The organism is Hymenobacter sp. NBH84, from assembly GCF_014217645.1.
GTDB lineage: Bacteria > Bacteroidota > Bacteroidia > Cytophagales > Hymenobacteraceae > Hymenobacter > Hymenobacter profundi.
Map to the genome: position 1 here is coordinate 3,995,605 of NZ_CP043644.1, position 14,068 is coordinate 4,009,672.

The 14,068-nt window shown below is 60.1% G+C and carries 7 protein-coding genes; 4 read left to right on the plus strand and 3 right to left on the minus strand.

Annotation, left to right across the window (positions count from 1 at the left end):
* The 3 genes from F1C16_RS16765 to F1C16_RS16775 form a co-directional block, all read right to left on the minus strand.
* The gene (locus F1C16_RS16765) at window positions 1–1,029 is read right to left on the minus strand and encodes a glycoside hydrolase family 43 protein (RefSeq protein ID WP_185281760.1); all 1,029 of its coding nucleotides are present in this window, start codon (window positions 1,027–1,029) and stop codon (window positions 1–3) included.
* Between the two features lie 61 nt (window positions 1,030–1,090).
* Window positions 1,091–2,677 (minus strand): RagB/SusD family nutrient uptake outer membrane protein, encoded by a 1,587-nt coding sequence (locus F1C16_RS16770; protein ID WP_185281761.1) that lies wholly within the window; start codon window positions 2,675–2,677, stop codon window positions 1,091–1,093.
* A 31-nt stretch (window positions 2,678–2,708) separates the two neighbouring features.
* Entirely contained in the window at window positions 2,709–5,714 is a 3,006-nt protein-coding gene (locus tag F1C16_RS16775) for a TonB-dependent receptor (protein ID WP_258048943.1), read from the minus strand.
* 446 nt (window positions 5,715–6,160) lie between these two features.
* Between F1C16_RS16775 and F1C16_RS16780 the strand changes: the two genes are divergently transcribed.
* The 4 genes from F1C16_RS16780 to F1C16_RS16795 all read left to right on the plus strand — a co-directional run bounded on the left by F1C16_RS16780 (window position 6,161) and on the right by F1C16_RS16795 (window position 13,974).
* On the plus strand, window positions 6,161–10,465 hold the full coding sequence (locus F1C16_RS16780) for a hybrid sensor histidine kinase/response regulator transcription factor (RefSeq protein ID WP_185281763.1): 4,305 nt from the start codon (window positions 6,161–6,163) through the stop codon (window positions 10,463–10,465).
* A 254-nt stretch (window positions 10,466–10,719) separates the two neighbouring features.
* Complete coding sequence (locus F1C16_RS16785; protein WP_185281764.1) at window positions 10,720–11,844, plus strand: glycoside hydrolase family 105 protein; 1,125 nt, start codon at window positions 10,720–10,722, stop codon at window positions 11,842–11,844.
* Window positions 11,845–11,872: 28 nt separating this feature from the next.
* Entirely contained in the window at window positions 11,873–13,120 is a 1,248-nt protein-coding gene (locus F1C16_RS16790) for a DUF2264 domain-containing protein (RefSeq protein ID WP_185281765.1), read from the plus strand.
* Window positions 13,121–13,209: 89 nt separating this feature from the next.
* Window positions 13,210–13,974, plus strand: a complete 765-nt coding sequence (locus F1C16_RS16795; RefSeq protein ID WP_185281766.1) for an SDR family oxidoreductase — start codon at window positions 13,210–13,212, stop codon at window positions 13,972–13,974.
* Window positions 13,975–14,068: the final 94 nt, after the last annotated feature.

Here is a 14,068-nt window from a genome sequence, read left to right on the forward strand (position 1 = left end):
CTAGAGGGGTTTGGTAGAGGAGTTGTTGAAGAAATTGAGGTTCCACTGGTCCAGCCACCCAATGGTAGGCTGACCATCTTTGAACTGTACCGGCAGCCACAGGTAGCGGCTGTCTTTCAGGTCTTTGGGGTTCCAACGGTCGGCCATGAAGAGGAAGGCATCCTTCCGGCCCGCCACCGGCAGCACGTAGGTCGACTGCCCGCCGAAGGTGAGCTTGGCGTTGGGGCCGGTCATGGGGTCGCCCAGGGGTTTCCAGGGGCCAAAGGGCCGGTCGGCTACGTGCAGGGAGGCCTGGTTGGGGTCCCAGCCGGTGCAGCCCGAGGTGATGAGGTAGTACTTGCCGTCGGTTTTGAACAGGGCCGGCGCCTCCTGGTGCTTGCTAAAGAGCAGCGAGTCCTGGGGGGTAGCCGTCAGGTAGTCGGGCGAGAGGCGGGCCAGACGCAGGTCGTAGTTCTCGCGAGCCGAGTAGATGTGGTAGGCCGCGCCATCGTCGTCCACAAACAAGCCCATATCGCGCGACATATTGCCGTTGGGCCGGAAGCTGCTCACGTATTTGAATGGGCCGGTGGGCTTGTCGGCCACGGCCACACCGGCGCGGGCAGCTTTGTAGCCTTGGCCTTTCAGCTCCAGGTGAAACCACATCACGTACTTGCCGGTCTTCTTATTATAGAGGACTTTGGGGCGCTCCATCAGGCAGCTGGCCGCAATGTCGCTCTGCGCATCCTGGCTGGGGGGTAGGGCCACGCCTTCATATTTCCAATTATAGAGGTCTTTGGAGCTGTACACGTTCACGCCTTCTTCCTGGTGCTGGGCGCGCTTCTCGCCGTACCAATAGTAGGTGTTCCCTACCTGCAACACGCCGCCGCCGTGGGCATTGATGCGGTTGCCATCGGTGTCGTACCACAGCTCGCCGGGGCGGAAGGCGGCGGTTTTCGCCTTCGGGACGCTGCCGGACGTAGCGGGGGCTTGTGCCAGGGTAGTACCCGTGCTCAGCCCCAACCCTACCACAAGAAAAAAGAATTTCTGCATACGCATAATACTCGACGGCCGACTGCACCGGCAGTCGGCCGTCTACCGATGAAGGGTAGGGTTAGTAGCCTGTGTTCTGACGGAGAGTACCGTTGATGTTCCGGTCAATCTCCGACTGTGGGATGGGCAACAATAAGTTATTGGCTGTCAACCCCGTAACGGAGGCCCCATTCAGGCGGAGCGTGCGCTCTACCAGGGTGCCCGTACGGACCAGCGTAATACGGCGCTGCTCTTCTCCTATCAACTCGCGGGCGCGCTCGTCCAGAATAAAGTTGAGCGTGATATCCGAAGCCGTTACCTGGGCAGCTTTGGCACGGGTGCGCAACACATTAATGCTGGCTGCGGCATCGGCTAGCTTACCCTGCCGGAACTGGGCTTCTGCCAGCAGCAGGTAGGTTTCGCCCAGGCGCATCATGGTTATGTCCTTAATGGTGCCAAACCCAAAGGTGTCGGTGGGGTCAAACTGATTCCACTTGGTGGTATAGGGCGTGATGTAGAAAATGGTATCCGAGCCCGTCAGGCCCGTTACACGCTTACCGTACGTGGCAGTCTGCGAGGGGTCGTTGTAGTAGAAGCGACGCTTGAGATTATACTTCGAATTGCGCATATCGGCGCTTTCATCCTTGGGGTAGAGGCGGTAGTCGACCCAGTTGCTCAAGCGCAAACGTCCCAAGCCACGGCCACCCAGCGAGTCGGCCAGGGCCATACCCTTCACGTTGTAGTAGGCCGGCACCCACACACGGCGCTGCTGGGCGCTGGTTGTGGCACCGGGTACTAGCAGCTGCTGCTCAATACCCCAAATGAGCTCGGTGTTGCCTTGGTTGCGGCGCTGGTTACCGATGATAAACATATCGGAGAAGTAGTCGCCGGGCTGATTGGATTTCACCCCGTAGCGGGCCGTGATGAGCTTGTACTGACCACCGTCGATTACCTCTTTGAGCACCTGCTCGGCCAGCGCGTTCTGATTGGTGCGCAAATATACCTCCCCCAGCAGGTGCTGCGCTGCCCCCTTCGCAGTACGCCCCGAAATCACGCGGCTGGCTGGCAATAGACTTGGAATAGCTGTTTTCAGATCGTTGATGATCAACTCATTGACTTCAGCAATAGGCGCGCGTGCAAAGTCGGTGCGGGCCGTTGTGACGGGTTCCGTTATTAGCGGCACATCGCCCCAGAGTGTTGCCAAGAAGTTGTAGGCGTAGGCACGGTAGAAGCGTGCTTCGGCGCTGATGCGGTCTTTGTAGCCCTGGCGGAGCGTAGCGGGCGCCGTAGCGGCTCCGGCAATAATCTGGTTGGCGTTGTTGATCATCCGATAGGCCTGGTTCCAGAATACGTTGGCTCCCTGGTCCTGCGAGGTCAGCTGCGTGTAGTTGTAGTAGGGCACTTCCACCCCCTGCACCTGTCCCGGAATGGCCACATCGGTGCCCACCTGCATCACGCTCAGCAAGCCTTGCTCGTCGGAGCGGGTGTACTGCTCGCGTACAACGGACTGCAAACCGGCCATAGCCGCCTCAAAGCCCAGCGAGTCTACCAGTACTGTTTGGGGGGTGTATAAGGATTTTGGATCTTCATCCAAGTAGTCTTCGGCGCAGGAACTGAGCAGCTGCGTAGCGCCCAGCAAGCCAAAGCAAGCAACTATAATACGTTTCATATCAGAAGCTGTAAAAGACGGGTAGGGAAGATTAGCGCAGCGTCAGGTTGAGGCCGAACACGTAGGTAGCCACGTTGGGGAAGTTGGGCGGCCCATTGCCGTCAGTGTTGCCCGTACCGTTGCCAAGCGTGTAGTTCTGCTCGGGGTCGTAGCCTACCCAGTCGGTCCAGGTATAGAGGTTGCGCCCGCTGATATAGGCCGATACTCCCCCCAGTTTGAGCCGCTCTACCAGGGCCGGAGCGAAGGTGTAGTTCAGTGTTATATCCTTGAGGCGGGTGAAGCTGGCATTGCTGGGGTAGCCGTAGCCGCGTGGGTTGAAATAGTTCAGCCCAGGGCGGTCCTGGCTCATGTTCTCGGGCGTCCAATAGCCTACTTCACGCGGGGTGTTCAGGCGCCCGCCCAGGTCCAGGAAGTTGAGCGTGGGGTTATTTTTGAGTACGCCTTGCACCGTTTGGAAGAAAATGCGCAGGCTAAAGCCTTTGTAAGCAAAGGTGTTGGTAAGACCCGCCGAGTAGTCGGGCAGCGCAGTACCCAGGTACTGCCGGTCGAGGCTGGTAATTCGGCCGTCGCCGTTGAGGTCGGCAAATTTTAGGTCGCCGGGCTTGGCACCGGGGTCCAGCGCCGAGGGGTCTTCGCCTACCTGCCATACCCCTACCTTCTCATAGTCGTAGATAGCGCTCAGCGGCTTGCCAATGAAGCGGCGGTTGCCAATATCGTCGGTGCCATTGCCGTACAGATCCAGGATCTTGTTGCGGTTGCCGGAAATGTTGAAGTTGGTGCTCCAGTTGAAGCCGTTTTTGTCGATGTTAACGGAGGTCAGCGTCAGCTCAATGCCGCGGTTCTGCACCCGGCCAATGTTGTCCAGAATGGAGTTGTAGCCCGTTATAATCGGAATCTGCCGGGCCAGCAGCAAGTCTTTGGTTTTGGCATCGTAGTACTCCACCGTGCCCGACAGACGGTTGTTGAAGAAGCCAAAGTCCACCGCGTAGTTTACGCTGGAGGTTTGCTCCCACTTCAAGTTCGCGTTACCAAGACCAATATTACCGATAGTGCCTGCCCGCAGGGAAGTAGAAGCTACCCCACCGTATGCATATTGCCCTAGCGCCAAGCCTGTGATGGTGCCGTACGCCGGAATTGCTTCATTACCGGTTATCCCGTAAGAGAAGCGCAGTTTCAGGTTACTTATTTTGCTGTTATCGCGCAGGAAAGCTTCATTGGCAATATTCCAGCCCACCGCCACCGAGGGGAAGATGGCGTATTTATCGGCATTGACTCCGAATACGGATGAACCGTCGCGGCGGGCCGTGGCCGTAAACAGGTAGCGGCTGTCGTAATTGTAGTTGATGCGTCCCATCTGCGACACCAACGCCCGCCGCTCGCTGTACGAGCTGATGGTGGGCGTGTTGGAACCCGAGCCAATGCTGTTGAACCCAATTTCATCGTTGATGAAACCGCTCGCGTTTTCGGTGGTGGTGAAGTACGTATTCTGCTGGGAGCTGTACAGCGCGGTTACATCAAAGTGGTGCTTGCCAATGTCTTTGTTGTAAATCAGCAGGTTCTCGATGGTGTAGTTCATCCGCTCATCGTTGACAAGCTGGGCGCCACCGCGCAGGTTGCCAAAAGCCCGCCCTTCGTAGTAGGCGTAGCGGTAGGGCCGGTACGAGTAGGTAGCGTTCAGACGGTACTTCAGGCCATCCAGGAAGTTGGGTGCTACCTCGGCGTAGCCCGTGCCTGTGAGCTGGTTGACGCGGCTCTCGCGGGTAGTGGTAAGGCCTACCAATGGGTTCTTAATCAGCTGTTCTGGGGGCTGCGGGAAAACCGTGTAGGAACCATCGGGGTTGTAGATGGTACCGTATGGGCTCGCTACCTGGGCCAGGCTGAGGTCGGCGCGGCCGCCATCGTCGTTGTTGCTGGAAAAGAACGCCGACGTACCCACACGCAGCCAGGGCGTCAGGTTGGCGTCGATGTTGGTGCGCAGGCTGATGCGCTGGAACTGAAAGCCTTTCACCACGCCTTTCTGCTTGAAGTAGTCGCCCGACACGAAGTACTTCACGTCGTCCGTACCACCCGACACCGACAGGTTATGATCCTGAATCATGCCCTGCTGTGAAATCTCGTCGAACCAGTCTACCGTGCGGCCGGCTTCGTAGTTGGCCTGTTCGCCGAGGTTAGGCACTGGGGTTACGTTTAGCCCCCGTTGCCGGGCAAACTCTTGGTATTTAGCGGAGTAAGCAGGGCCGTCGAGCGGGCGCAGCCGGTTGTTCAGGTACTCGGGACCGATATAGCCGTTGTAGCGAATCTGCGGCTTGCCGGTTTTACCGCGCTTGGTAGAGATAAGAATAACCCCGTTGGAGCCCCGCGTACCGTAAATGGCCGTGGAAGAAGCATCTTTTAGAATCTCAATGCTGGCAATGTTATTGGGATTGATGTCGTTGAGGTTACCCGGAAACGGCACCCCGTCCACAATCAGATAGGGGTCGGCGTTGGCCGTGATAGAGCGCACCCCCCGAATCCGGATGCTCGGCTGGTTGCCCGGCACACTCGATCCACCCGTAATCTGCACACCTGCCACCGCCCCTTGCAGCGCCTGCGCCACGTTCGAGACCGGCAGCTTTTCCAACCGGTCCTGCGGCACCGATACCACTGAGCCCGTCACGTCGGAGCGCTTCTGGGTGCCGTAGCCTACCACCACCACTTCCTCCAAGGCCTTGGTATCCGTTACCATCCGCACATCAAACGTGGTGCGGCTGCCCAGCGGAAACTCCTGCGAGGTGAAGCCAATAGACGAAATCAGCAATGTACCACCCTGGTTTGCAGTAGGTACCACCAGCGAAAAGCGGCCGTCGCCATCGGTGCCGGTCCCGATAGTGGTACCTTTCACTACTACCGTCGCGCCGGGTAGGGGCTGGCCCTGGTCGTCGGTTACGCGGCCGGTAATGGTCTGGTCAACGGGCGCGGCTACCCCAACGGTGGGGCGCTCGGGTACTCCGGGGTAGCTGTGTGCAGCGGGTGCAGCAAGGGCTACTTGCAAGGGCACAAGTGTCCCGCATAAGAGTAACGGTTTTACTCTCATAGAAGTGAAGGAATTTTGCATCTGGAGAGGACCAGTGCAAGGTGGGAGATGTAGAATTTTTCCAAAAAGTCTTCTGTAGGTAGGCGTTGTTGTCGGAGCGGGGCAGAGGGAGGTTGTTGTTCAGTGCAGACCAACCTATCCGTTTGCGGGCGTCTTCTTAGTAGTAGGTAAGCGCTGCTTTCAGCAACTACCACCGCGGTGTTGGGAACTAGCCAAATGTAGAAGGAGCCCTAGAGGAGAGTAGGGGACAATTCAATCGAAAAAAGGGGTTAAATTGGTCATCCATTCTTCACACAATCGATTGATATATACAACCAATCACAATAACCTGGTCACCAACAGTCAGTTGCATCCTTATTTAACTCTCTTACCGCTTTTCTTTTTCTTTCTGAATGGCTAACCGCAATCGTTTGCAAACTCACCTCCGGGACATTTTAGCATTCCCTTCTACCCCATTTTTTGCGGTGCTGAAGGCGGTATGCAGCCGGTATATCTGGGGTGTTTTGCTGACGCTGGCTGGAGGCCACCAAGCACTGGCGCAGAGCGCGCCCAGTGCCTTTCGCTTCGAGCACCTGACCGTCAACGAGGGCCTTTCGCACAGCGACGGCATGGCCGTGACCCAGGACCGAGCCGGCTTTATCTGGGTAGGCACCAACCGCGGCCTCAATCGTTACGACGGTTACACCCTGAAGCAATACTCACTGCCGGTAAACCCGCACAACGGCATCTCCAGCAACCGGATTTCGGTGCTGCATGTGGGGGCCGGGGGCCGGCTATGGGTAGGCACCGAGCGGGCGGGTCTGAGTTTATATAATGCCGATCAGGACGACTTTTTTCGACTCGATGAGCAGCACATTCCGGCGGCATACCAGGCGCAGGCGCGGCTGCTGGCCCAGTCCGACGTCACGGCCCTGGTATCGGATACGCTGGGGCAGCTGTGGGTAGGCACCGGCCGCAATGGGCTGTTTGCACTGAGCTTCGACCGCCAAGGCCGGGTGCAGCGTCTGCAACAACTGCCGCCTACTCTACCCGGCCGGGCCGCTCTCACACGCATCACCAGCCTAGCCCTTGATGTCGAAGGCAAGCTGTGGGTGGGTAGCAGCAGCCACGGCCTGTCGGTTATTCGCACCACCCGACCCCTGCTAGATCTGCACGCTACGGAGCTGTCTACCAAACCGGTACGCGTCCTGCACCTCGACCACCACGGTGACCTATGGGTAGGCACCGACCACCACGTGTACTGGGTGAGTGCCGCCAACCGCCGCACCGTGCGCGAGCTGGCAGCCCACCCCCTACCCCAGGAGCTGCCGCTGGTGCAGTCGGTTTACACCGATTCGTTTGAGCGGCTGTGGGTGGGCACCATCTACGGGCTGTACGTGTGGGAGGCCGGCAACCGCACTGCCGTGGCGCCCCCGCTGCGCGCCGCAGCCCCTACCCTGTTTATGCCCCAGGACGGGGAGCCGTTCAGCATCAACTCTGAGCGAATTCATCAGATTTTCGAGGATCAGCACCAAGTGATGTGGCTGTGCGCTTCGGCCGGCGGCCTCAACAAGGTAGACTTGCGCCAGAAGCCTTTTGGCAGCATCCGGCAGCAGCTCACGGGGCGGCTGGCCTTGTCCAACAACTACGTCAACGCTATTTATAAGGAGGAAGCGCGCAACACGCTCTGGTTTGGCACCCGCAACGGGGTAGCCAGCTACGACCTGGCCCAGCACACCTACCATAACTACCTCAACCAACAGAGCGGGGGCGCCCGCGGCATCGATGTCTCGGCGGTTTTCCAAGCCACCAACGGCACGTTCTGGTTTGGCACGCGCGGCCACGGCCTGGTCACGCTCAGCCGCGCCAACGGCCAGGAAAAGCTGACCACCTATGATAAACTGTCCGACGGCTCGCTGCTCAGCAACACGGCCATCGAGCGCATCACCCAGGACCAGCGTGGCACGGTATGGGTGGGTACGTTTTCGGCGGGCTTATACTGTTTCAGCCCCGAGGGGCAGTACTTGGCCACCTACAATACTTCCAACAGTGCGCTGCCTACCAATCAGTTATCTTTTCTACTTTATGATACCAAGCGCGACGTGCTGTGGGCCAGCACCCGCGACGCGGGCCTGCTGAAGCTGCGTGCTACGCCTACCGCGGTGCGCCTGCTGCACCACTACCAATACGCGCCGGGCAAGCCCAACAGCCTGCGCGTGAACTACGTATGGCCCTTGCTGCTCGACGAGCAAAATGCGCTCTGGATTGGTACCATTGGGGGCGGCTTGCACCAGCTGCGCACCGATGCCGCCGGGCACGAAACCATCCGGTCCTACTTCAGGCAGCTGCCGGAGGAGGATGTGGAGAGCATCCTGGCCGATGAGGCCGGCCACCTCTGGATTGGCGGCACGGGCCTCTACCGCTTCACGCCCGCCACCCGCCAGTACCTGCGCTATGACGTGGCCGACGGCTTGCAAAGCAACTCCTTCAAGATTGGCTCGGCGGCCCGCGCCCAGGACGGCACTCTATACTTTGGGGGCATCAACGGCATCAATTACTTCCAACCATCTGATATTCAGGCCAACCCCTACGCGCCGGTGGTGCAGCTGACCGGCCTACGCGTGACCAACCGCCCCGTGGCCGTGGGCGACACCCTGAATGGTCGCGTGCTGCTCCGGCAGGCACTATCGGTGCCGCAGACGGTGACTATCCGCAACGCCGAAAACGACTTTCTAGTGGAGTTTGTGGCTCTGAACTATGCCAACCCCCAGAAAAGTCGCTACGCCTACCGCCTGGTGGGCTACAACGAAGACTGGGTGTACCCGGCGCAGGGGCAGCGCACGGCCAGCTTTGCCAACCTGCCCGCGGGCCACTACACCCTGGAGGTGAAGGCCAGCAACGGCGAGGGCGTGTGGTCGAAGCGCTATGCCACCATGCAGTTTGAGGTGCTGGCGCCCTGGTGGCGCACGTGGTGGGCCTACCTGCTCTACGCAGCGGCGGCAGTGGGAGCAGTGGCCTGGTTCCGGCGTGTGGAAATGGCCCAACAGCAGCTCAAAAATCGCCTGGTGCTGGAGCAGTTTCAGGCCGAAAAGGAGAAGGAGCTGACCGATTTGAAGCTGGGTTTCTTCACCAACATCTCCCACGAGCTGCGCACCCCGCTCACCCTGATTCTGGGGCCGATGGAGGAAATTATGCGCGCCACCGGCCCCGTGGCCGACCTGCGCGGCAAGGTGCAGCTGATGCACCGCCAGACGCGCAAGCTGCTGGAGCTGGTGAATCAGCTCCTGGATTTCCGCAAGGTGGAAACCGGCCACGTGCCCTTGCGCGCCCAGCGCGCTGATGCCGTGCGCTTTCTCTCCGACACCTACTCTGTTTTCCAACTGAAAGCCCAGGAGCGCAATGTGGCCTACCTCCTGGACGTGCCTGCCCAACCGGTGCCACTGTATTTCGACCGCAGCAAGCTGGAGATTATCCTGACCAACCTGCTGGCCAATGCCTTCAAATACACCCGCAACAAAGGCCGGGTAGAGCTGGCGGCTATGGTTATTGGCAATGCCCAAGGCGAAGCGCTCTACCACCAGGGGCAACTTAAAGGTAATTACCTGAAAATCAACGTAACAGATACGGGTGTGGGCATTAAGGCCAGCGAGCTGGGACGTATTTTCGACCCTTACTACCAAGCCTCGCACACCGATACCCTGCGCATGACGGGCACGGGCATTGGCCTGTCGCTGGCGCGGCAGTTTGCCGAGCGCCACGGCGGGCAGCTTGTCGTGAGCAGCACCCAGGGGGTAGGCACCACCTTCGAGCTGCGCCTGCCGTTGGGCGCGCAGCACCTCAAGCCCGAAGATATTCAGCCAGAGGATATTCAGCTAGAGGAAGATACACTTCCTACTCACATCGAGTCGGAAGGGTTGTTTGATGTGCTTGAAGTAGAGGAAGTGCCGGCCACCCTACCCACCACGCCAGCTGGGCCGCCGCGCCTGCTGGTGGTGGAAGACAACGACGAAGTGCGCCAGTATCTGCAACAGCTTTTTGCAGCCGAGTATGACGTGCTGATGGCTACCGACGGCCTGGAGGGCTGGGACGAAGCCCTGCAACACCTCCCCGACCTGATTATTTCGGACGTGATGATGCCGCACTCCGATGGGCTGGAACTGTGCCAGCGCGTGAAGCAGCACCCCAAAACCGCGCATATTCCGCTGCTCCTGCTCACGGCCCGCACCGCCGAAACCCACCAGTTGGAGGGCCTGGGCCTGGGCGCCGACGACTACATGAGCAAGCCCTTCAACCCTACCCTGCTGCTGGCCAAGGCAGAGGCTTTGCTACGCAACCGGCGCAAGCTGCACGAGTACTACCAGCGCCACATCTTACTAGAGCCCACCGAAATAGCCGTACCCGACGCCGACCGCGAGTTTCTGGAAAACGCCATGCGCGTGGTGGAAGAACACCTTGAAGACGCCGAATTCAACGTGCAGGTGTTGGTGCGAAAGGTAGGCATGAGCCAGTCGGTGTTCTATCGGCGCATCAAGAGCATCACGGGCCAAACGGTGGTCGAGTTCATCCGCGACGTGCGTATGAAACGCGCCGCGCAGTTGCTGGCCAGCACCACCATGCGCGTGTCGGAGGTAGCGTTTCAGGTGGGCATTGAGGATGCCAAGTACTTCCGCAAAATGTTTCAGAAGATCTACAGCGTGACGCCCTCCGAGTACGCCCGGCAGCATCGGCAGGGCTAGGAGGCGGCGCATGTTGAGTAGGCGAAACGATCATGCTGCGTATTAAAGCCGTCATGCTGAGCGGAGTCGAAGCATCTCGACCGTGAGTAATTGATTTACTATCAGTAGAGATGCTTCGACTCCGCTCAGCATGACGGTCTCCGTACTGTAACTAGGCCCCCGGACGAATCTTTCCCCCTTAATCTTAGGATACGCCCCCCTATTGTGTGCGGGCAGATACCTACTATTGCGGATACGTTTCTTACCCTACGCCTATGCCTCGTTCTTTCCGTTTGCGCCGGTTGCTTACCGGCGTACTTCTCACACTAGGTCTGCCTCTGACTAGCCATGCCCAGGCCACCACGCCGGTTGATAAGGCGCTGTTCAAGCCCAAGTTCATCAAGCAGCAGCTACTGAAAACCACCCGCTGGCAGCTGGCCCACCCTAAGCACGCTCTCACCGACTGGACCAACGCGGCCTTCTACTCCGGTGTGTTTGCGGCCTACCAAACCACTAAAACCAAGTGGGTGCTGGACTCGCTGATGGCCATGGGCAACCGCACGCAGTGGCAACCCGACAAGCGCTACGACCACGCCGACGACATTGCCATCTGCCAGACCTACCTGAATCTGTACCGCCTCAAGAAAGACCGGCAGATGATAGCGCCTACCCTGACGGCCCTGGACAAGCTCTACACCACGCCCGGCCCCGAGGTGCAGCGGCACGGCATTACGTGGTGGTGGTGCGATGCCCTGTTTATGGGTCCGCCCGTGCTGGTGAAGGCCGCCCTCATCGACAACCAGCCCCGCTACCTCGCCTTCAACGACACCTTATATAAGCAAACGTACCGCCGCCTCTACAACCAGCAGCAGCACCTGTTCACCCGCGATGCTTCCTACCTCTGGAACGCGGCCGGCGAGGGCAAGAAGGAAAGCAACGGCCAGCCCATTTTCTGGAGCCGGGGCAATGGCTGGGTGATGGGCGGCCTAGTGCAAATCCTGCAAGAGCTACCCCAGGACTACCCCACGCGGCCCTTCTACCAAACCCTATTCAAGGAAATGAGCGCCCGCCTCATTGCGCTACAACAGCCCGACGGCCTGTGGCGCGCCAGCCTCCTTGACCCCGGCGCCTACCCCGGCGGCGAGGCTTCGGGCTCGGGCTTCGACTGCTATGCGCTGGCCTGGGGCATCAACCAGGGGTTGCTGGACAAGGCCACCTACCTGCCCCACGTGCAGCAAGCCTGGGCTGCCCTGAACCGGTGCGTATCGCCGGAGGGGCGTGTGGGCTGGGTGCAACCCATCGGCGCCGACCCGCGCCGCGACTTCTCGGCCGAGAGCTGGGAAGTGTACGGCACCGGTGCGTTTCTGCTGGCCGGTTCGGAAGTTATCAAACTGAAGTAGACTGGCTGCTTTCTTCACCTGTATTTCTATGGAACGACGCACCTTTGTTGCGCAATCGGCCGCGGCTTTGTCGGCACTGGCCCTACCGGGTGCCAGCCTGGCGAGCGACGCCCTGCCCCTACCCGCCCCCGCCAAAACCACCGACCGCGAGTACTGGCTCAGTACCTTGCTGAAGGTAGTAGACCCCGTGCTGACCAACGCCGCCCAAGGGCAACTGAAGGCCCAGATGCCCGTAGAATCTGCCCCCGGCCAGGAGGCGGGCCGCCGCAGTGTCACCTACCTCGAAGCCCTGGGCCGTACGCTTACGGGGCTGGCGCCCTGGCTGGAGCTACAAGCGGTGCCCGCTAACGAGCTGGCCCGGCAGCAGCGCTACCGGGAGCTGGCCCGCCAGGCCATTGCCCAGGGCGTGAACCCCCAGTCGCCGGACTTCCTGAACTTTACGGAGGGCGGGCAGCCGGTGGTAGACGCCGCCTTTCTGGCTCACGCCATGCTGCGCGCCCCTACCCAGCTCTGGACCCAGCTACCCGACACCACCAAAACGCAGCTGGTGACGGCCCTGCAAAGCAGCCGCGTCATCAAACCCTATTACAGCAACTGGCTGCTGTTCAGCGCTATCATTGAAGCGGCCTTGCTGAAATTCACCGGCGCCGGCGACCTGATGCGCATGGACTACGCCATCAAGGAGCACCTGACCTGGTACAAGGGCGACGGCACTTACGGCGACGGCCCCGACTACCACTGGGACTATTACAACAGCTACGTGATTCAGCCCATGCTGCTGGACGTAGTGGGCACCCTGGTAGCAGCCGGCAAGGAGCGCAAGGAGCTGCTGGAAACCCTGCGCAGCCGCGCCCGGCGCTACGCTCAGGTGCAGGAGCGTCTGATTTGCCCCGATGGGTCGTTTGCGGCCTTTGGCCGCTCCCTGGCTTATCGCTGTGGGGCGTTTCAGCACCTGGCGCAGGTTTCGTTGCAGCAGTTGTTGCCCGAGGAGTTGCCGGCCGGGCAGGTGCGGAGCGCCCTCACGGCTGTTATCCGGCGCACCATGGAGCCGAAGGGCACCTTTGATAGCAAGGGCTGGCTGCAAATTGGGTTGTGTGGGCACCAGCCGGGCATTGGCGAAGTCTACATCTCCACGGGTAGCCTCTACCTATGTACTGCGGCTTTCCTGCCCCTGGGCCTACCCAGCACCGACACTTTTTGGGCAGCCCCGTCGCAAGACTGGACCGCTAAGAAAATCTGGTCGGGGCAGGATGTCAAGACCGACCATGCCCTGTAAAGCCCCGCATCTCCTACCCTACCCCGACAGCCCAGGACAGTGGAACCGGTCACGTGCTCTATCTTGTCGGCTCACACTCACCCTCTACTATGACTTCTTCTTTCGATTTGACGGGCAAGCTGGCCCTCGTGACGGGCTGCAACCGCGGCATTGGGCAGGCCATGGCGATTGGTCTGGCCGAGGCCGGCGCCGATATCATCGGCGTGTCATCGTCGCTGGCGCTGAGCGGCTCCGACACCGAGCGCCAGGTGCAGGCGCTGGGTCGGCAGTTTCACGCCTACCAGGCCGATTTCAGCCAGCGCCCGGCCGTGGATGCCTTTCTCGCCCAAGTGCAGCAGGATTTTCCGCAGATTGATATTCTGATCAATAACGCCGGCACCATCAAGCGCGCCCCCGCCGCCGAGCACGCCGATGAGCTGTGGGACGAGGTGCTGGCCATCAACCTGGATGCGCCTTTCCGGCTGGCACGCGCCATTGGCGGGCAGATGCTGCAACGCGGCTCCGGTAAAATCATCTTTACGGCCTCGCTCCTTACCTTTCAGGGTGGCATCAACGTGCCCGGCTACGCAGCCAGCAAGGGCGCTATCGGCTCCGTAGTGAAGGCGCTGGCCAACGAATGGGCCGGCCGGGGCGTAAACGTGAATGCCATTGCGCCCGGCTACATCGCCACCGACAACACTGAGGCCCTGCGCAACGACCCCGACCGCTCGGCCAGCATCCTGAGCCGCATTCCGGCTAGCCGCTGGGGCACCCCCGACGACTTCAAAGGCCCCACGGTCTTCCTGGCGTCATCCGCCGCCGACTACGTACACGGCACCATCCTCACCGTCGACGGCGGCTGGATGGGGAGGTAATGTACTGATGAGTTGATTATTGATGTGCTGATTGTGGAGGCACTGTCATCCTGAGCTTGCGAAGGACCTTCTCACGTGAGAACGAGTCGTTGTT